The 21,049-nt window shown below is 47.2% G+C and carries 16 protein-coding genes; 9 read left to right on the plus strand and 7 right to left on the minus strand.

All coding sequences use genetic code 11. The features are described 5' to 3' along the window. The first annotated feature begins 17 nt into the window (after positions 1-17). On the plus strand, positions 18-806 hold the full coding sequence (locus tag BIT28_RS17660; protein WP_245823746.1) for a TOBE domain-containing protein: 789 nt from the start codon (positions 18-20) through the stop codon (positions 804-806). On the opposite strand, the gene BIT28_RS17665 is transcribed toward BIT28_RS17660, so the two are convergent. Continuing rightward, positions 803-1,048, minus strand: coding sequence for a hypothetical protein (locus BIT28_RS17665; protein WP_075766120.1), 246 nt, complete (start codon positions 1,046-1,048; stop codon positions 803-805). The genes BIT28_RS17660 and BIT28_RS17665 overlap by 4 nt on opposite strands. A gap of 399 nt (positions 1,049-1,447) precedes the next feature. Here BIT28_RS17665 and rbsD point away from each other — a divergent pair, with 399 nt between their 5' ends. The 6 genes from rbsD to BIT28_RS17695 all read left to right on the plus strand — a co-directional run bounded on the left by rbsD (position 1,448) and on the right by BIT28_RS17695 (position 7,543). After that, positions 1,448-1,867, plus strand: a complete 420-nt coding sequence (gene rbsD / locus BIT28_RS17670; protein WP_075766122.1) for a D-ribose pyranase — start codon at positions 1,448-1,450, stop codon at positions 1,865-1,867. A gap of 35 nt (positions 1,868-1,902) precedes the next feature. Next, entirely contained in the window at positions 1,903-3,408 is a 1,506-nt protein-coding gene (gene rbsA / locus BIT28_RS17675; protein ID WP_075766124.1) for a ribose ABC transporter ATP-binding protein RbsA, read from the plus strand. After that, positions 3,405-4,388 carry a ribose ABC transporter permease gene (rbsC, locus tag BIT28_RS17680; protein ID WP_075766126.1) on the plus strand — a complete coding sequence of 328 codons (984 nt, stop codon included), beginning with the start codon at positions 3,405-3,407 and terminating at the stop codon, positions 4,386-4,388. The genes rbsA and rbsC overlap by 4 nt, the downstream gene beginning before the upstream one ends. 82 nt (positions 4,389-4,470) lie before the next feature. Further along, entirely contained in the window at positions 4,471-5,349 is an 879-nt protein-coding gene (gene rbsB, locus BIT28_RS17685; protein WP_075766128.1) for a ribose ABC transporter substrate-binding protein RbsB, read from the plus strand. A gap of 180 nt (positions 5,350-5,529) precedes the next feature. Continuing rightward, positions 5,530-6,447, plus strand: coding sequence for a ribokinase (gene rbsK / locus BIT28_RS17690; protein ID WP_075766130.1), 918 nt, complete (start codon positions 5,530-5,532; stop codon positions 6,445-6,447). Positions 6,448-6,538: 91 nt separating this feature from the next. Next, the gene (locus BIT28_RS17695) at positions 6,539-7,543 is read left to right on the plus strand and encodes a substrate-binding domain-containing protein (RefSeq protein WP_075766132.1); all 1,005 of its coding nucleotides are present in this window, start codon (positions 6,539-6,541) and stop codon (positions 7,541-7,543) included. 98 nt (positions 7,544-7,641) lie between these two features. Here the strand turns inward: BIT28_RS17695 and BIT28_RS17700 are convergent, their stop codons facing one another. Further along, positions 7,642-8,511: an SDR family oxidoreductase gene (locus BIT28_RS17700; protein ID WP_075766134.1), complete on the minus strand. Its 870-nt coding sequence runs from the start codon at positions 8,509-8,511 to the stop codon at positions 7,642-7,644. 347 nt (positions 8,512-8,858) lie between these two features. After that, complete coding sequence (gene cspE / locus BIT28_RS17705; protein ID WP_075766136.1) at positions 8,859-9,068, minus strand: transcription antiterminator/RNA stability regulator CspE; 210 nt, start codon at positions 9,066-9,068, stop codon at positions 8,859-8,861. Positions 9,069-9,480: 412 nt separating this feature from the next. Between cspE and BIT28_RS17710 the strand changes: the two genes are divergently transcribed. After that, positions 9,481-10,020 carry an HD domain-containing protein gene (locus tag BIT28_RS17710; RefSeq protein WP_075766138.1) on the plus strand — a complete coding sequence of 180 codons (540 nt, stop codon included), beginning with the start codon at positions 9,481-9,483 and terminating at the stop codon, positions 10,018-10,020. A gap of 83 nt (positions 10,021-10,103) precedes the next feature. Here BIT28_RS17710 and fabG read toward each other — a convergent pair whose 3' ends face one another. Further along, positions 10,104-10,838, minus strand: coding sequence for a 3-oxoacyl-ACP reductase FabG (gene fabG / locus BIT28_RS17715; RefSeq protein ID WP_075766240.1), 735 nt, complete (start codon positions 10,836-10,838; stop codon positions 10,104-10,106). 266 nt (positions 10,839-11,104) lie between these two features. On the opposite strand from fabG, the gene BIT28_RS17720 reads away from it, so the two are divergent. Continuing rightward, the gene (locus BIT28_RS17720) at positions 11,105-12,061 is read left to right on the plus strand and encodes a LysR family transcriptional regulator (RefSeq protein WP_075766140.1); all 957 of its coding nucleotides are present in this window, start codon (positions 11,105-11,107) and stop codon (positions 12,059-12,061) included. A 29-nt stretch (positions 12,062-12,090) separates the two neighbouring features. On the opposite strand, the gene BIT28_RS17725 is transcribed toward BIT28_RS17720, so the two are convergent. The 3 genes from BIT28_RS17725 to BIT28_RS17735 all read right to left on the minus strand — a co-directional run bounded on the left by BIT28_RS17725 (position 12,091) and on the right by BIT28_RS17735 (position 20,987). Further along, the gene (locus tag BIT28_RS17725; RefSeq protein WP_075766142.1) at positions 12,091-17,961 is read right to left on the minus strand and encodes a non-ribosomal peptide synthetase; all 5,871 of its coding nucleotides are present in this window, start codon (positions 17,959-17,961) and stop codon (positions 12,091-12,093) included. A gap of 177 nt (positions 17,962-18,138) precedes the next feature. Further along, a complete protein-coding gene (locus BIT28_RS17730) occupies positions 18,139-18,744 on the minus strand; it encodes a class I SAM-dependent methyltransferase (protein WP_175577557.1) in 606 nt (201 codons plus the stop codon). Between the two features lie 347 nt (positions 18,745-19,091). Next, complete coding sequence (locus BIT28_RS17735; protein ID WP_075766242.1) at positions 19,092-20,987, minus strand: DEAD/DEAH box helicase; 1,896 nt, start codon at positions 20,985-20,987, stop codon at positions 19,092-19,094. Positions 20,988-21,049 lie beyond the last annotated feature (62 nt).

Here is a 21,049-nt window from a genome sequence, read left to right on the forward strand (position 1 = left end):
ACACAGGCCCTTCAATTATGGATTTCGACGCCCTGCTCACCCTCTCTGAGAACGGAAAGGTCTTTGCCAATCCCCGCCGTGTTGCTTTGCTCAAGGCCGTCCAGCAAACTGGCTCTATTAGCAAGGGAGCCAAGCAGGCAGGGATCAGTTATAAAGCCGCCTATGATGCCATCAAGGATATGAATACACGTTCTGAAACCCCTTTGATCACCAGCGAAAAAGGCGGAAAAGGTGGCGGTGGCGCATCTCTAACTAATTTTGGTCAGCGTATCGTCCAAATGTATGACTTGTTGGATACAATCCAGAATATGGGACTCCAGGCTCTGAATGATAAAGACGCGCCGCTTCATAGCCTGCTTGGTGTAATGGCAAAATTCTCGTTGCAGACCAGTGCTCGAAACCAGTTTTTCGGTACCATCAGCAGCATCGAAAACCACGCCCTGTATGATCGTGTGTTTATCTCATTGCAAAATAAGCAACAGGTTATCGCAACCGTTACCCACGGCAGTACGACGCGCTTACAGCTAAGTGCAGGCAAGGATGTTGTGGCACTGGTAAAAGGGCCGTCCATACAAGTTTGTCGCGAGCAGCCTGATGATCCGCTGCTGGATAACAGGCTGTACGGTACTATCGGCGACATTCAGAACGGAGACAGCACCGCAGAAATATCAGTAAGGCTTGATGGCGGGGAGGAGGTATGTGCGCTTATCAACAAGAACGAGAATGGCGTTGAACAGTTGAAACCAGGCAGCCATGCCCTCGCCTGTTTTTCTTCCTCTCAGGTTATCATCGCGACACTATGCTAGTTAAATTGAATGCAAGAACCACGGAAAACACCGTAATTTGCCCCTTGTGACAGGCAATTCTCGAACTGCTTGAAATCCAGGTACTGGAAAACAACCAAAAGCAGTGCGGCGAATACCAGACCGACCATTGCCAGCCTTATCAGCCAGACTTTTTTCTTTTTCAGTGCAAACCACAGCAACAACGCGGATACCGGCGCAAGCAGTAGGGAAAGCGGTAAGAAGTTCACTGCCGAAAGTGACATATCAGACACCATACCTCATTGAATAAGAGCAGGAGCAAATGATAAGCCTGATTCTGCTCCTAATTCAAAGCATTCAGGCGTAATTTGCATAAAATCACATAAACTTGACGCTAACCATTCACATTATGAAACGTTGTGCAATAACTATATCTCAAGGATATGAACTCTCATTTTTTATTAATGTGATCCACTCCGCCATTTATTCAGAAAAAGCATATTTGTTCTGACCCAAGTCACACTTTGCTATCTTTACAGGTGCGCATCGAAACGTTTGCTTTTACATTTACAGCCATCGAAACGATTGCGCAACCGTTTCGATGTATAAAAAAACAGCAAGGAAGAATAGCCAAGGCTGGCTGACACAACGCATCACCACCATGAATAAATAAGGTGCAACCCATGAAAAAAAGCGCACTCATCAATGCTGAATTGTCTTACATCGTCGCGACCCTAGGTCATACCGACGAAATCACTATCTGTGATGCCGGACTTCCTGTTCCTGATGAAACCCAACGTATCGACCTCGCACTTATTCCTGGTGTACCTGCTTTCATTGATACAGTGAAAGCCGTTCTTGGCGAAATGCAGATTGAAGGGATTGTGTTGGCAGAAGAATTCCTGCACGTAAGCCCGGACCATCACCATGCTCTGATCGAGCTTATCCGTAACGAAGAAGAACTGTGCGGTAAGTCAATCAACATCTCCTATGTCAGCCACGAAGAATTCAAGGTTCATACCCAAAACAGCAAAGCGGTGATCCGTACTGGTGAATGCACCCCATATGCCAATGTGATTTTTCAGTCCGGCGTAGTGTTTTAACACCTCACTCTTCTGCTTAGTTGCAAGGAACTGACATGAAACAGCCAATCTTAGAATTAAAAGGCATTGAGAAAGCGTTTCCGGGTGTAAAAGCACTCGACAATGCTTGCCTGAATGTCTACCCCGGCAAAGTGATGGCTTTGATGGGCGAAAACGGCGCAGGTAAGTCGACCCTTATGAAGGCACTTACCGGTATTTACGCCATGGATGCCGGTGAAATCCGCTACCAGGGCGAACAAGTGAACTTTAACGGCCCGCGCCACTCTCAGGAAGCGGGTATCAGCATCATCCACCAGGAACTCAACCTGATCCCCGAGCTGACGATTGCCGAGAACATCTTTCTTGGCCGTGAGAAAACCAATGCCTTCGGTGGTATCAAGTGGTCCGAGATGTACCGCGAAGCAGATACTCTGCTCAAGCGCCTGAACGTCAAGCACAGCTCACGCCAGTTGCTGGGTGAGTTGAGCCTGGGTGAACAGCAAATGGTCGAGATTGCCAAAGCGCTGTCATTCAAGTCGCAGGTTATCATCATGGATGAACCGACCGATGCCCTGACAGATACCGAAACAGAATCACTGTTCAAGGTGATTAATGAATTGCGCGAGGAAGGCTGCGGTATTGTCTATATCTCCCACCGCCTGAAAGAAATCTTCGAGATCTGCGATGACATCACCGTACTGCGTGACGGAAAGTTCATTGGCGAACGCCAGGTTGCCGATATCGACGAAGATACCATGATTGAAATGATGGTAGGTCGCCGTCTGGACGAGCAATACCCTCGCATCGATGTTAAGCATGGTACCACCTGCCTCGAAGTTAAAAACCTGACAGGCTCCGGCGTTAACAACGTAAGCTTCACGTTAGATCGCGGTGAAATCCTGGGTGTCTCCGGCCTGATGGGTGCCGGTCGTACCGAGCTGATGAAAGTTATCTACGGTGCCCTTGCCCGCGAGTCCGGCGACATTATTCTTGATGGTAAAACCATCAACCCAGTCAGTCCACAGGACGGTCTTGCCAACGGCATCGCCTATATTTCCGAAGACCGCAAGGGCGACGGCCTGATTTTAGGGCTTTCAGTCAAAGAGAATATGTCTATCTGTTCGCTCGATCACCTGACGAAAGGCGTGCAGATCAATCATTATGATGAAGTCACAGCTGTCGAAGACTTTATTCGCCTGTTCAATATCAAGACTCCAAGTCGTAACCAGATCATTGGCAACCTCTCTGGTGGTAACCAGCAAAAAGTGGCAATTGCCAAAGGCTTAATGACCCGGCCTAAGGTTCTGATCCTCGATGAACCTACCCGTGGTGTCGATGTCGGTGCGAAGAAAGAAATATATCAGCTAATTAACCAATTCAAATCAGAAGGAATGAGCATCATCCTTGTTTCTTCAGAAATGCCAGAAGTTCTCGGCATGAGTGACCGCATTATGGTTATGCATGAAGGTAAAATCAGCGGTGAGTTTATGGCCACTGATGCCGATCAAGAAAAATTACTTGCCTGCGCTGTGGGTAAACAAATCAACGAGGTAGCAGCATGAGCACCAACGCTATGGCCAAAACACAAGAAACCGGTAGCAACAAGCTATTTAGCAAAGAATGGTTAATTGAACAAAAATCACTGATCGCGTTGGTATTTCTTATCGTGGTAGTGTCTTTCCTTAACCCTAACTTCTTTACCGTCGATAACATCCTCAATATCTTGCGCCAGACCTCGGTGAACGCGATTATCGCAGTAGGTATGACACTGGTTATCCTGACAGCCGGAATTGACCTCAGTGTCGGCTCGGTACTGGCCCTTTGTGGCGCCTTTGCCGCCACCATGATCGGCATGGAGATCCCGGTGATCATCGCAGTACCAACCGCCTTGCTGGCTGGTGCGGCACTGGGAGCAATCAGTGGTGTGATCATTGCCAAAGGTAAGGTCCAGGCCTTTATTGCGACCCTGGTGACCATGACCCTGCTCCGCGGTGTCACTATGGTCTACACTGACGGTCGTCCAATTTCTACCGGCTTTACTGACGTAGCAGACAGCTTTGCCTGGTTCGGTACTGGCTATGCTATGGGTATTCCGGTTCCAATCTGGCTGATGGTTATCGTGTTCGCCGCAGTCTGGTATCTACTAAACCATACTCGCTTCGGCCGCTATATCTACGCACTAGGCGGTAACGAATCAGCAACTCGCCTTTCGGGCATCAATGTAGATCGCGTCAAGATTGGCGTCTACGCAATCTGCGGCCTGTTAGCAGCCTTAGCTGGCATCATCGTCACCTCTCGTCTTTCTTCGGCGCAGCCAACGGCCGGTATGGGATACGAGCTGGACGCGATTGCTGCCGTCGTACTGGGTGGCACCAGCCTGGCCGGTGGTAAGGGCCGTATTATGGGTACCTTGATTGGTGCTCTTATCATCGGCTTCCTAAATAACGCACTAAACCTACTGGACGTATCGTCCTACTACCAAATGATTGCCAAAGCAGTCGTCATCTTGCTGGCAGTCTTGGTAGATAACAAAAATAAGTAACCTCTGTAGCTAGGTAAAACTAGTAACGCGGGCGGCTTCCCCTGCTCGCAACCAACCCGACATATGTAGAAAGGAAAACAGAATGAAAAAGTTAGCAACTCTAATCTCTGCCGCTGTATTGTCCGCTTCATTCAGCACAACAGCTGCTGCACAAGACACTATGGCAATGGTTGTTTCAACGCTAAATAACCCATTCTTCGTCACCATGAAGGAAGGTGCAGAGGCGAAAGCACAAGAGTTAGGCTATAAGCTGATTGTTCTTGATTCTCAGAACGACCCAAGCAAAGAGCTATCTAACATCGAAGACCTTACCGTTCGCGGTGTGAAGGCCATCCTTATCAACCCAACCGATTCCGATGCAGTTTCTAACGCCATTCGCATGGCTAACCGTTCTAAGATCCCTGTCCTGACACTTGACCGTGGTGCAAGCCGTGGTGAAGTTGTTAGCCACATTGCTTCCGACAACGTTGCCGGTGGTGAAATGGCCGGTAAATACATCATGGAAAAAGTGGGTGAAAAAGCGCGCGTTATCCAGCTAGAAGGTATCGCTGGTACATCAGCTGCCCGTGAGCGTGGCCAAGGCTTCATGAATGCAGTTAAAGCAAACGGTATGGACCTGCTTGCCAGCCAGCCTGCTGACTTCGACCGTACCAAAGGTCTGAACGTTATGGAAAACATGCTAGCGGCTAACCCAGATGTTCAGGCGGTATTTGCCCAGAACGACGAAATGGCACTGGGTGCCCTGCGTGCGGTACAGGCATCAGGCAAAGACGTTCTTATCGTTGGCTTTGATGGTACAGATGACGGTATTGCAGCAGTTAAGCGTGGCAAACTAGGCGCTACAATTGCCCAACAGCCTGATATGATTGGTGCTTTGGGTGTAGAAACAGCTGACAAGATGCTTAAGGGTGAATCTGTAGAGGCAAACATTCCTGTTCCTCTAAAAGTCATTACTAAGTAATAGTTCCTACAGGAAGAGCTTAAGCCTTAATTAATACAAGCTTTTGCTCTTCCTTGTAACTAGGGCCTGCTCTTCCTCAACTCTATCCCAAAGTGCATCGTTTAGCAGCCTCTATCCCGCAATGCTAACCCATACATTTTGGCCAGATAAAAACGGCAGTTAGTGATAAAAGGTCCCGATATGAATAAATTAGTTGTTCTTGGTAGCGTCAATGCCGACCATGTATTGCAAGTAGCCTCTTTCCCGCGTCCGGGAGAAACTCTGCATGGCCACAGCTATTGTGTTATTCCCGGCGGCAAAGGGGCTAATCAGGCAGTTGCGGCAGCGCGCCTTGGCGCAGACATCGCATTTATTGCCAGCGTGGGCGACGACAGCTTCGGTCGCGAGATGCGTGAGTCCTTCGCCAAAGAAGGTATGAACACCGAAGCAGTAATGATCGAAGAAGGTGTACCGACAGGTATCGCCATGATCCAGGTTGCCGCCACCGGCGAAAACAGTATCTGTATCTCTGCCGAGGCCAATGGTTGCCTCAGCCCGGCCCGTATTCAGCCGCACCATCACCTGATCGAAAATGCCGATACCCTGTTAATGCAGCTTGAAACGCCTATCGAAACTATTGAAGCTGCCGCCAAGGTTGCCAAGCAGTCTGGTACGCGGGTGGTTCTCAATCCAGCCCCTGCACAGCCATTATCAGATGACTTATTGCAACTTGTTGATATGATTACACCAAATGAAACTGAAGCAGAACTGCTGACCGGTGTAAAAGTCGAAGATATGGCATCGGCACAAAAGGCCGCGAATGTATTGCATACTAAAGGTATCAAGCAGGTAATGATCACTCTCGGCAGTCAGGGCGTGTGGCTAAGCCAGAATGGTGAAGGGCAACAAGTTCTGGGCTTCCGTGTTGAGGCAAAAGATACGACCGCTGCCGGTGATACATTTAATGGCGCACTGCTTACTGCTTTGCAGGAAGGGCGAGCATTAGAGCCGGCAATTCGATTTGCACATGCAGCCGCTGCAATTTCAGTTACACGTATGGGTGCTCAGACTTCCATTCCACACCGTAGAGAAGTGGAACGCTTTCTGATTGAGCACTAATTTAGTCAATCGCCTGTATAGCTTCCCATGTCACTGACCGGGGCGGCTATATAGGCTGTACCAGATATCTGGTATTGTCAGGGAGAACTCAATGGCGACAATCAAAGATGTTGCAAAGCATGCCGGGGTATCCACCTCCACAGTCAGCCACGTCCTGAATAAGACCCGTTTTGTCAGCGAGGATATTTCCGTACGGGTGCAGGCTGCTGTTAAAGAGCTTAATTACGCCCCGTCAGCCCTCGCCCGCAGCTTGAAAGTCAACCATACTCGCACGTTTGGCATGCTTGTCACGACCTCGACCAACCCGTTTTTCGGTGAAGTGGTCAAAGGCGTCGAGCGCCGCTGCTATCAGCAGGGCTATAACCTAATTCTTTGCAATACCGAAGGTGATGTCGAGCGTATGCACTCCAACCTCGACACCTTGCTGCAAAAGCGTGTCGACGGCCTGCTGTTGATGTGCAGCGAAGTAGAAGGCAAAGAGTTTGATCTGTTTACTCGCCATCAACCTGTACCGACAGTGGTGATGGACTGGGGGCCAATTGATTTTCCGAGCGATAAAATTCAGGATAACTCCCACCATGGAGGCTACCTGGCAACTCGGCACCTAATCGAGCAGGGTCACAAGAAGATTGGCTGCCTGACCGGCCCATTGGATAAGCTTCCCGCCCAGCAGCGACTGTCTGGTTTTGTACAGGCGATGGAAGAAGCCGGGCTGGAAATCAACAAAGACTGGATTGTTAGCGGTAGCTTTGAGTGTGAAGGCGGAGAAATAGCTTTTAACAAACTCTACGAGCGTGGCCCGCTTCCCACTGCGCTGTTTGTCTGTAATGACATGATGGCAATGGGGGTGATCAACACGGCACACAAAAAAGGCCTCTCTGTCCCTGAGGATCTCTCCATCGTTGGGTACGATGATATCAAGCTGGCCAAATACATCACGCCTTCTCTGACCACTATCCACCAGCCCAAGCACCGACTTGGTCAGCAAGCCGTTGATACGTTGCTGGATAAGATCCAGAGTAAACGCGAGAGCAACCAGGTCATTCAGCTTGAGCCAACCCTGGTAGAGCGCGACAGTGTCAAACAGTTGCAATAACTCACGAACGCGTAACCAACGGCAACAAGACGATAAATTCCGGACGGCTGTCCGGAATTTTCGTTCCCAGCGGTATTGAACCTACCTGAAAATAGCGGCTAGGAAGCACTCTCTGGCGTCTTATCATTTAAGCCCTGATAGTATTCTTTCAACGTACGATTGCCGTACTGCGGTGCTACCATCTCGCGCCCCATTACCGTCAGGAAAAACTCAAACGGCCCGTAAAACTTGCTGCTGGTAAACGTAGTAAGTATTTTACAAATAGCAACACGGCACCAGTCTGGAATATGGGTTATCTGGGGTGTCGTCCCCAAAGCCTCAAAAGCTATACTCGCTATCTCATTTTGTGTCAGCGTCTGCGGCCCGCCAACATTAAGCTCTTGGTCCGAAGCGGTAATCGCATTGACGCAATACTCAGCCAAATCCTCGCCATGTATCGGGTTTCCTTTCAGCGTGCCGTCACCAAAGAGATATACGCGCCCTTTTTCCGCCATATGAAAGATTTCAGCCATATCAGAGAAAAAGCCATTGGGACGAATAACACAATACCCAAGCCCAGAAGCTTTAAGCTCATCGACGAAAGCTTCTTTGGCCTGAAAAATCTTCAGGTGTTTCAGTTTTTCACCATTTAGGGCGGAGACATAGATGAACTTCTTAACCCCACCTTGTTGCGCCTGTTGTAACAGATTCAGATTGGCTTGATAGTCAACATCCATATAGGTCAGGTCGTCTTTTTGCCTGGTGATACCGACTGTTGAGATAACAACGTCCACACCATCGCAACAGCCCGCCAATGAGTCTGGGTTTGTCACCTCAGCCTCTATGACCTCGAAATGTGCTTTCTCGAAAGCGGTAAGCTTTGCTGAATTTCTAACGACTACAGTGACCCGATAACCTCTGCTCTGCAGCTCGTGGGCGATATAGCGCCCCAGATAGCCCGTTGCTCCTGCTACAAGTACCTTTGTCATTTTATCTCCCCCTCTACACCCTCGCCAAAACACTTTAATAGACCACATGGACTATTAAATTACCACCCCACCCCAACAATATCAATACATTTTGGACCAGGTGGACTAAAACACCATTCAGAACAAGATAACCGCAAAAATCGATTTAAAATACCGGGTAACTTCAATTAGGCGGTCAGGTCTTGAGGTGGGAGGCTGGGTGGCGATAGGTGCCAGGTACAAAAAGCTTACGAAGAGAGGCCATTGAAAGCTGTAGTGAGTAAGTTTCCGCAGAACGAATTGGACTGTCAGATACAAAAAATGCTGGCCTTGGCCAGCATTTTGTCATTTAAAGAATAATCTTTAAATTACAGCTTAACTACGTTAGCTGCCTGAAGACCTTTTTGGCCTTGCTCAGTTTCGAAAGAAACTTTCTGACCTTCAGCAAGAGTCTTGAAACCTTCAGAAGCGATAGCACGGAAGTGAACGAATACGTCAGCGCCGCCGTTGTCCTGAGTGATGAAACCGAAACCTTTCTCTTCGTTGAACCACTTAACGGTACCAGTAGATTTAGACATGATTATATCCTAATTTTTTAACAAATAATTCGCATAATGCGTGTATAGCCGGGAAAAGAATTACTTATGTGAGGAATAATTATGAATGGAAACTTCATGAAACTAGCTGGTAAGCAGGTGTAGAGAAGCGTTCTAAAAGCATAATTTGTATTTCATATAAATAGGTCTGATTACAGGCCGGGGTTTATACTACCAGCATTTAACGCTTTGTATAGTGTTTTTATCATTTATTTCATGCTTCGTTTAGCTCATGTTCAGTCACTTAGAGCAAAACAGATAACTTCCCAACGCCCAAAGCTCTCTGTCTGTTTTACTATCATAATTGTCAGTATTAGCTGTAGAGAAACACCTAGGCGTGACCAATAATTATCAGAGGCTCACACCACTTCATCAATGAGCCTAAGGAAGCATAATGTCAGTCGAAACCCAAATCCCATTACTTGATGAAATTTTAGCCCCATGGAAGCCTGTCATCGGCGATGACTTTGAAGGATATAAAAATCATGTCACCAGAATGCTGAACTTCTGCTTTTACCTGACCATCCCCAGTGAAGAAGAACGCAAAAAACTCATTATTGCAGCCGCCTTTCATGACATCGGGATCTGGAGTGACAATACCGTTGACTATCTTTCACCGTCAATAAAGCAAGCCAATGACTACCTCAAGGCAAATAACCTCCAGGAATGGACTGAAGAGATAGAGCTTATTATCAATGAGCACCATAAATTAAGGCCGTTTAAGAATAAGCGTTATCCGCTAGTTGAATTATTCAGACGCGGTGATTTGGTGGATTTTTCTTTAGGGATGATTAAGTGCGGGGTTTCACCAGCCTTCATCACTGATGTGAAAAAGGCCTTGCCCAATGCAGGTTTTCATAAGCGCTTGGTCCAACTCACCTGGCTGCAAATCAAGAAGCACCCGCTTAACCCGGCTCCAATGATGAAATGGTAAGCGCCCCCTGACACAACTTAATGGCGAGTTATAACGAAAAAAGCCACCGGAACTGCCGATGGCTATTGCTAACAGTACAAGACTTAGATGACTAATCCGCCGTCAATTTTCAGTGTTTGACCAGTGATAAACGAGGAGCGTTCACTGGCAAGGAACAAGGCACCTTCGGCAATATCTTCAGGCGTTCCCATGCGCTGCAACGGCGTTTTCTTCTTCATATAATCCAGAATTTTTTCTGGCAAATCGACAGTCATCGGCGTTTCGATAAATCCGGGAGCGATACAGTTGGCACGAACCTTAGCCCCTTTGCGGGCAAATTCTTTCGACCAGCCTTTAGTCATCGCTATCACGCCGCCTTTGGTGGCCGCATAGTTACTCTGTCCGACATTACCGTCTGTACCCACAACAGAAGACATGCTAATAATCGAACCGGCCCCACATTCCATCATCACAGGCGCGATAGCCTGAGTCATATTGAAAACACCTTTGAGGTTAACGTCCGATACGAGATCCCAGTCATCCTCAGTCATTTTATCAATCAAATTATCACGAGTAATACCCGCGTTATTTACCAATACATCTATATGACCAAATTCAGCTTTCACCTTCTCGACAAAGTTGGCAATGCTCGAGCGGTCACACACATTTAGCTCAACAGCACGTACATTTGTGTACTGAGACTCAAGTTCTGCCATAACCGCAGCATTCATATCGCAAGCGAATACCATCTTTGCATCATTAGACGCAAAGGTTTCAACAATACAACGCCCAATTCCTTGCGCACCACCGGTAACAACGCAGATCTTATCTTTTAACATCATTTCCCTCATCCTTAATACCAATAAAAGGTATGAATACAAAAAATGGCTCCAATTAGCGTGCTGGGAAACACAATCATCACTAATTCACTTCATGTCTACATATCTTAGAGGAATGATGAAAAATTATTACCTACATTGTTGCAATTCACATTTGCGAATAAAGGAAATAACCTTGCAATCTTTGTGTCATCGCTATTTCATTGGTTTCCAAGGACGTAGTTTGCTATAAATTGTATGTGGCTAATTATTAATCAGGAAAGGAAATGTTAGACAAGGTTGTCTTTTTTCTTCATGTCATACGTTCAGGCTCCATCAGCGAAGCGGCCAAAAAAAATGGAATATCAGCATCAGCTGCCAGTCGCTGGCTAAACGAACTTGAAGAGAATATGGGAGTAAGCCTATTAAAGCGCACGACAAGAAAAATAAGCCCGACACAGGCAGGTCAGCGCCTTTATGATCGCTTCAGTCTTATTCATACTGAAATTGATGATGTTTTCAATGAAGTCCAAAACTTAAGCAACGGCGATAAGGGAACAATAAAAATTGCAAGTACCCCTTTGTTTGCCAAGCACTATTTGAGCCAAATCATCGGTGAATACCTGCAGGAACATCCGTTCGTTAACTTTGTCGTACTCGAAACCGCTTTTGAAGTTGATCACGTCCATGATGTCGACTTTGCAATACGAGCCAATGCGACCTATCGCGGCTTTCAGGACAAAGACAGTTTGCTGGTAAAACGTTCCTTATTGCGTGAGCCACTGACGGCCTGCTGCTCGCCGGAGTATATCAAGCAATTTGGCGAGCCGACGGTACCCAATGATCTTACCCAACACCTGTGCCTGTACGCGACTACCCTAGTTGGTGGTAACAAGTGGATATTTGAACAAGACGGTGAATATAACTCAGTCGAAATATCTCAGACTGTTGAAGCCGATGATAGTGAAGTGTTGAAAAATATTGCTCTTGCCCACGGCGGGATTGCCTATTTACCTTATAGCCTGATAGGTTCAGAGATAGCAAAAGGCAATTTGGTTCCCGTATTAAAAAACTATGTCAGTAGTGAATTTGAACTGAACCTTTACTTCAAACCAAGAAAATATATGCCAGCACGCTGTGCGAACTTTAAGGATTACCTCATCCAACGAGTTGGCGAAATCGAAAAGGAAAAAAAATGGAGTGCTTATAAACATACCCAGCAACCCACTTTGGTAGCCAAATAGGGGTAGGATAATAAACACTCCCTAACGCGTTAGGTACAACTTGAATCCACCAGCGCCAGCAAATGCTCGGCGCAAGACGCTGCTAACTTTTCAACCGTTGCTGAGTTATATATCAACTCTCCATATTCCCACGTAAATACGAGTTTGCCATCGACAAAAGAAACAGTACAAGACAGTTTGTGCATTGCTTCCCTTTCCTTGCCAACCATTTCATCGTAGCGGACCAACTTGATAAAAGGGTGCTCCAAAACGCTCTGATCAATCGACAAAGTTTCAGGAATGACGTTGATATCAATCTCAGGATGAATCAGCCCTGCAATGCCGCCCTCGGACTGCGTATCTCGATTATACTTGATCTCGCTAAACCCTTTGCCAAATTGCTTACATGCCATTACCTGCTCACGAACCGACTGTACAAGCTCCACACCCGTTTTAGCCGGATCTGGCGTGACAAAGATAGGCAGGTAGTCATTAAGCCAGCCTACCGTGTCAGATAAATCCAAGTTGTCGAAATGTTCTCTCCCGACCAGCACTTCCTCAAAACAAACTTGCCCTGCGCTACACCATTCGGAAAGTCCCTTGATAATTGCCGTAATCGCAAAGAAGTACTCATTAAGCCCGTAAGAGGCCGCCCGTTTCTTGAGTCTTCTGCTTGCCTCTCTGGGCAGCATAAACTCAAGCTCCCTGCGGGTACCTATATTGTTTGCCTGATGGCTAAATGGGTAATCGGTTGGCAGTGGTACAACATGCTGCTCAAGCTTAGCCTGCCAAAATTGCAGACTATCACTTGCTTCATTGCTGCTTAACCAGCGAGAACTTTCTTCCACCCAATCACCGAAACTTGAACCTGCCCGACTCAAGGCGGGCGCTTGGCCTTGTGTAATGCGCTCAAGGGTAGTTATCAGGTCACGGAAGAAAATGCCCAATGAATAGCGATCCATCGTCAGATGATGAATAACAACATAAAGCTGATCCTGCCTGTCCGCTCCGCGGTCGCAATACAGAAAGCGAAGCAATGACTGAGAAAAATCGAGGCTATGCCGACATTGCGCTAACACGTTTTCAAATTCGTCCTCTGACATAGCCGCGCAATCTAAATAATCGAAACATTCAAAGCGAGCACTTGGTCTTACCCTTTCGAGCCGGTTATCACCATCATCGATAATATTAATCCTCAAACCTTGATGATGATTCACAACCGCTTCTACCGCCTGTTGCATCTGCTGGCTATAGTTCTCATTACCACTAAACTCAAAAAGGGCACACGGCCCCCAGCACTCTAACTCCTTTGTTCGCAGAAAATACCACTGGCGGTTTCCAGGCAACTTATAGCCTTCGCTCAACCAAGTATCCGCTTCATCGTCAGCAGACAAAGGCGAATCAACTGACTTTGCATGCTCAATAACATCAACCAAAGCCTTTTCCAGAGCTTGGACAAAGCACTCACCTTGCCCGTCAGCTAAACCAGACGCAATCCTAAACTCGAGGACACCATCACTTATCACACAGTTAATATCCAGCAAGGCTGGTTTACGATTCACTTTGGCAATTGTCTGGCCACAGCCTTCCGAGCGGATAGTCCATCCGGCGTTGCCAGTATCGCTCTGGCGATTATTGAACTGACCAAAGTAGTTAAAGCTGATATCAGGCAGTGGGCCGCCGAGGTCTTTGCCACTCTGCCACAGAGCACCGTAGCCAACGCCTTTATTCGGGATCGCTCTTAGCATCTGCTTGATCCCAGTAATCGTGGCCCCTATATCACCTTCATCCTTCAAGCGTACAGGATAGAGCGTCGTAAACCACCCTAACGTTCGACTCACATCCAGAGAGGTATCAATCCCTTCCCGACCGTGAGCTTCAAGGACAATATGACTGACAGGAGTTTTGAAAACATGGTTCAGCGCTATGGCTAATGCACTCAACAGGAGATCATTGATTTCTGTCTTATAACCGGAATTTGCCTCTCTCAGCAAAGCCCCTGTTATATCTTTAGAAAGAAACAACCTATATTGGCAACTCTTGTCCGATACGGCTCTCAGAACTTGATCATCCAATACTGATTGCCAGTAAGGTAGCTCACCCTGATGGTGATTAGCATAATCGCCTATGGCTGCAACCCACTGGCGATAGCTACTTGTTTTATCCCCAAGCAGCCCTCCGCTTAACAGATATCGAATATCATCAACCAGAATACGCCAGGACACCGCATCAATGATGAGATGGTGGAAGGCAAACCATAACCGGTTTACTCCATCGCTGCATCCCGTTATATGAGCAACCTGCCATAACGGACCGGTCGAATAATTCAGTTTACTTTGAATTCCGGTGAGCTTGTCGTCTAGATCATCATCACTAAGCGATGATGTGTCTATTTTGAAAGCCGTCACCACCACCTCGGACACCGGCAAAAAGGCTTGCCGATAGGTTCCATCGATACCTGGATTAAAGCGGCATCGCAACACATCATGCTGGGCAATTAACCTGTCGATCACTTGAGCGAGCACTGTATCCTCAATCGCTGTCGGAATATCAACGATAAATGCCTGATTCCAGTGATGTGGGCTGGCTAGCGATTTGTCGAAAAACTGCTGCTGAATAGGCAGCAGGCCAAATTCACCTACAAGCTCACCCTGCTCAGTAAGCACATCACTCTCAATATCACTTCGACAGATCCTCACTGCAAGCTGGGCGATGGTAGGTGCATCAAAAATATCCTTAGTGGTTACGCGTAATCCTTCCCGGCGGATCACCGAAACCAGCTCGATAGCGATAATCGAATCTCCGCCGATATGAAAGAAATTGTCCCGTATACCTATTCTTTCCATGCCTAACACTTGCTGGAAGATTCTGCATAGCTGATCTTCCAGCATCGAGCGGGGAGCCAGATAACTGTCCTTATCAATAAACTCAGGCTCTGGTAAACGTTGCCGGTCAAGCTTACCGTTTTGAGTAAGCGGAATATCATCAATAACAGAGAAAGTGGCCGGTATCATATAGTCGGGAAGTACAGTGGCCAACGTATCTTGCAGCTCAACAGCGTTCAGTAAACACGAAGGCTCAGAGACCAAATAGGCCGCCAGATATTTGTGCCCGTCACGTTCACGGTCGATAACCACCGCCTGCGAGATCTCCGGCAAAGCGACCAGAGCCGCCTCAACCTCTCCCAGCTCAATACGGTATCCTCGGATTTTCACCTGAAAATCATTTCGCCCCAGATACGCAAGATTGCCGTCAGAGAGTCTACGCACCAGATCGCCCGATTTATAGAGCCGATCATAGCCCAAACGACGGTCATACTCGGTTGCGTATGGATTATCGACAAACCGCTCGGCCGTTAACGTCGGCCGGTTCAGGTAACCTCTGGCCAAACCGGCTCCGCCAACATAGAGCTCACCCGGCGTACCCGGCGGTACGGGCTGCAAGTTCTCATCAAGGACATAACAACGCATATCCAGGAGCGGGCGGCCAATGTGTGATACCCCGTGAACATCGCTTAAACGCAGTGGTTTATAGGTAACATGAACGGTCGTTTCGGTAATACCATACATATTGACGAGCTGTGGGTGCTTGTCGCCGTATTGCCGCCACCACGGGACTAACTGTGCAAGGTTGAGCTTATCTCCGCCAAAAATCACATACCGCAGTTGTGGCCACAGTAGGCTAGACCGCGTTACCTGCCCGGCAAATGAGTAAAAAGCAGCTGGCGTCTGGTTAAGGACCGACACCCGATACTGCGCACAGGCCTCAATAAAAGCCGGTAAATCGCGAACCGTATCTGCCGTTGGAATGAACAGGGCCCCGCCGTTTAATAACGCCCCCCAGAGCTCCCAAACGCTGAAGTCAAACGTGTAGGCATGATATAAAACCCAGACATCATCTGCATTGAACTGGTAGTCATTTCTTGTTGCTTCAAACAAGCGCAGAACATTCTGATGGGTCTGCAACACGCCTTTTGGTTGCCCTGTGGTACCTGAGGTATAAATAACGTAAGCAAGATGAGAGCTGTTGACCTTAGAAGATAAATTATCATCGGAAAATTCACAGCCCGTGCCGTCATCAACCGCAATCAGCAGCGGCGGGTGATTAAGCGAAGAAATGATACCATCCAGTCTGCCAAACTGGCTTCGCTGGGTTAATACCAGGGCGGTCCGGGCATCTTCGAGCATGAACTGGGTACGCTCAACCGGCGCTTTGGGGTCGATTGGCAAATAGGCACCGCCGGCCTTGAGCACAGCCAGCATACTCACTACCATATCGATACTGCGCTCAATGCAGAGGCCTATCAAGGTATCGGGGGATAGTGGTTCGCCTGCGGCTTGATACGTATCTCTGATCCGTCTTGCCAAATGATTGGCTTTTTTATTCAACTCATCATATGAAAGGCGCTCCCCCTCAACAATCAAAGCTGTATTCGTTGGCGTCGCCTTCGCATGACACTCGACAAGCTGGTGCAGACAGTAATACTGATGCAATGCACCCGTTACCAACGGCTGTTTGTTGAGCTCAAATTCAGTATCAGAATTGAGTAGCAAAGGTATATCATCAACCCTGACATTTTCGTCAGCCACGACGACTTTAAGCATGTTGATCACTCTGGAGATAAACTGGGCTATCTCCTGATGATCAAAACATTGGTTGAGGTAGTTAATCCTTAAGGCAAGCTTCTGATTACTCTGAAAATCTATTAACCGAATTTGCAGTGGCTGAATATCGTACCGGCTACTTATCGAAATAATATCCATCTCGTGGTCAGTATCAGGGATGGGAACCGCGCCGTGAGGGGCATTGCTGCCCTGAGGGCTGTTTTCAAACTTTTCATATAGCACATGAATGTCTGACAGGTGTCCCCCTTCATTATCTGACAGGCGGGCTATATGGCTAGCCGGGAAACGGCTGTGGCGAAAACTTCTGGTTAATTGTCCGGCGACCTGACGGGCATAGTCATTAAAGCGCTCTCCCGGCAAAATATTGCAAACCATCGGAATAATATTCGAAAACATCCCAATCACTTGCTGACTCTTTTTATTGGTACGGCCATGGACTGCAGTGCCCAACACAACATCTTCTTTTCCGAGTGTTCGCCCGAAATAAATACTCACAACCCCAGTTAACAAAGCCAGCAGACTAATGCCCTGGTCATCACAATAGTGTTCCAGTTGACGGGACAGGCAGGCGGCCAATTCACAGCGAGACTCGCCGCTACCCGCTTCTTGATAATACCGGGGAAGGCGAGTCACTTCGTTGCTATCTAACAATCGCTGCCAGTATTCCTTGCTCCTTTGATAGCGTGAAGAACCCAGAAACTCCCGCATACTGATGACTTGCTCACGGTATTGAGGCAGGTAATCCAGCCATAAAAGCGACTTATCGTGACGAAGACAATCGTAAACCTGGTGGAACCACTCGAACAGGCGGTAGACGCCTAGCCCGTCGATAAAGAGGTGATGAAACCGCAACACTAAGTAGTATCTCTTTTCTTCAACTTTCAGTAAGGCAACTTGATGCCTTTCACCATGAATAACATCCATAGGCGTGTCGAACTGCTCACGGACCCAGTGTACGGCACAATCATGTGGTGATGACGATCCTGAGAAATCATAGTACTCCACAGCAACACGGTCCGACGAAGGATCCAGGATATATTGGCGGGGTAAGTGATCATCGCCTGAAGTCAATGAATACCTCAGCGCATCTACTTTCTCATAGAGGTACTGCCATGCCTGACGCATTGTTTTAAGGTCATAGGCGTTTTCTATTACCTGATATCCACCGATGTTGTACATTGGGTTATCAGGGTGAAGTTGCTGATCAAAATAAACCGTCTCTTGAGCTGGATGCAAAAGAAAGACATCACCATCAAGGTGATATTCATTGATATTGGATAATTCCGACTTACTCACGTTAACTCCCTTTATTACCTTTACCGGAAATTAACTATTAACGCCAATACCACTACTTTAGAAATACCATCAAGCAATTAATAGTTATTATTAAAAAGAATATAATGGCCTCGCAACAGATAAACTTAAACGCCCTCATTCAATACGAATATAAGATAAGCACGAAGCCATAACGTTTTAGCTATTATTAATAGGCCTTAACACTTTGCATTGCCAAGCACTTCCCTTCCCATTTTTAACTGTAGTTTTATCGATAATTTCAAAACTGGTTTGAACCTTGTTCCACATTATTTTGTCAATCCAAAGTTGCTTGAACAATGATATGATTACAATTCCATTTGGCTTTAAGTATTCTTTCAAGCGTTCAACCAGCTTTTCTGGATTATTTATGCAGTTAAGGCTCTCACAAAACACAATACAGTCGTACTTCCTATCCGGCTGGTAGGCATGCGCATCGGCTTGCTCAAAGAAGGTTTTCTCATCTTCCCTCTTAGACCTGGCGTTCTCTATTGCCGTATCAGAAAAATCAATACCCTTATAATAATTATAGTCCGACGAGCTCAGCTCACGATTAAGGACACCTTCACCACAACCTACATCTAAAATATCAGCGTTAGGTTTAAAGAAATTTATATAACCACGAATAACATTGTAGTGTGCTAACTCATCTAATTGATGAAGGTGATTCCACTGGTTATTTTTATATTGTTCTTCCCACGTTGTTTGTTCCGGCTGAAAACCTCTCATGCCTAATAATGTCTGAATGAATTCTTTAACTTTCATGGCTCCCCCAACGTTAAATATAATCCGTATGAGCATTCAATTATGCACATTTCACTATCGATTGATTTGACAGTTTTATGTATTTGCGAGTCATTTCATGCAAACAGTGAAACTTGTTGATAAGCTATAATTATTGCTAATTAACTGCATACAATTAGCAAACAATCAAAACAACAATATTTTATTGTTATTCTCATCAACTCGTAACAATCAGGGAATTAAAGCGTCAAGAATGTCGTCTGAAATATATCTATATCCAAGCATTGGCAAAGGGAAACTGACACTTTCATTTACCACATATACAAAAAAACCGGGCAAAAGCCCGGTTTTCTTTAATACGCTAGTGATTAAGCTTCGTAGCGAGGCTTACGGTCACGGCGTGGACGGTCTGCTGAACCATGGTTGCGTTCACCACGGTAGCTGCCACGGTTGTCGCCACCACGGTTGCGATCAAAGCGACGCTCGCCATCACGACGACCACGACCACCTTCACGGTTGCCATCACGGTTGCCACGGTAGCCACCACGATTGCCGTCACGACCACCACCGCCACCACGACGGTGCTCACGAAGTACCTCGCCTTCGACAACAACAGCTTTCACGTCGTTTTGGCGAATGCGTAGCTTCTTAAGCTGTGCAGATACTTCTGCTGTCATCTTCTTAGGAAGCTGAACATAAGTGTGCTCTGGCGCTAGCTTGATAGCACCGATGAACTCTTTGCTCAGGCCTAGTTCGTTCGCAATAGCACCAACGATATCTTTAACCTGTACACCTTGCTCACGGCCAACCTGAAGCTGGTAAGTATCCCAGTCAGCATTGTTGTAAGAACGACGTTCACGACGCTCACCACGCTCTCCACCTCGGTCGTCACGACGACGCTCACGACGCTGCTTGTCACGCTCGATAGCAGCAATCATTGGATCCGGACCTTTGTAGAACAGTGGACGGTTACCCTGCTGGCGCTGAAGCAGCATAGCCGCTAGCGTTGCCGCATCAACTTCAATTGTTTCTTGTAGCTTTTCTACAAGCTCAACGAACGCTTCTACACTTGTTTGCTCTTTCTGAGCAGCAAGCTCCTGACCAAGACGGTTCAGACGAGCTTCGGCAACAGCATCACGTAGTGGAAGCTGAATTTCTTCCATGCGAGATTTAGTTACGCGCTCGATAGTGCGCAGCATACGGATCTGGTTTGTACGAACAAGCAAAATAGCTTTACCTGTACGTCCAGCACGACCGGTACGACCGATACGGTGAATATACGACTCAACGTCGAACGGAATATCGTAGTTGAATACGTGCGTAATACGCGGCACATCAAGACCACGAGCGACAACATCAGTTGCAACCAGGATATCGATAACGCCTTTCTTGATATGATCAACAGTACGCTCACGTAGCGACTGAGGGATATCACCGTGTAGTGCAGCCGCTTTGAAGCCGCGAGCAGATAGCCAGTCAGCCAAGCGCTCGGTATCTTGACGAGTACGTACGAATACGATTGACGCATCAGTTTCTTGAGTTTCAAGAAGACGGCTCATTGCTTCGTCTTTCTCGACACCTTTCACTACCCAGAACTGCTGCTCTACCTGAGAAACAGTACGGTTTTCACCTGCAACGTCGATACGAGCCGGGCTACGAAGGAAACGGTCAACAATCTCTTTAACCATTGGAGGCATAGTTGCAGAGAACAGTACGCGCTGTGCTGACTCTGGTGCTTGCTCCATGATCCAGGTAACGTCGTCAACGAAACCCATTTTTAGCATTTCATCAGCTTCATCAAGTACAAAAGTGTGTACTTCATCAAGGTGCAGACGGTCACGAGTGATTAGATCTTTTACACGACCTGGAGTACCAACAACGATGTGAGCACCAGACTTAAGCGCACGCATCTGATCAACGATAGATGCACCACCGTAGATTTCCAGTACCTTAAGGCCCTTGATGTTCTGACCTAGCGTTTTAATTTCTGCAGCCACCTGGATCGCAAGCTCACGGGTCGGAGCCATAACGATTGCCTGTGGTTTGTGCTGACCTAGGTCAAGCTTGTTCAGAAGCGGTAGAGAGAACGCTGCTGTTTTACCAGTACCTGTCTGAGCTTTACCTAGCGCATCGGTACCAGTAAGTAGAAGAGGAATTGACGCCGCCTGAATAGGGGTCGGCGCAACGAAGCCCATTGAGTCAAGTGCGGATAGTAGTGTGTCGGCCAGTTCTAACTGGCGAAATTCTGTAACAGATTCTTGCATTGGGATCCCAATATGTAATCTAACTTTAAGCGGGGCCCCTTTAACTTTAAACGGTTCTGCAA

It is taken from the genome of Photobacterium proteolyticum (assembly GCF_001939735.1).
In the GTDB taxonomy this organism is placed as follows: domain Bacteria; phylum Pseudomonadota; class Gammaproteobacteria; order Enterobacterales; family Vibrionaceae; genus Photobacterium; species Photobacterium proteolyticum.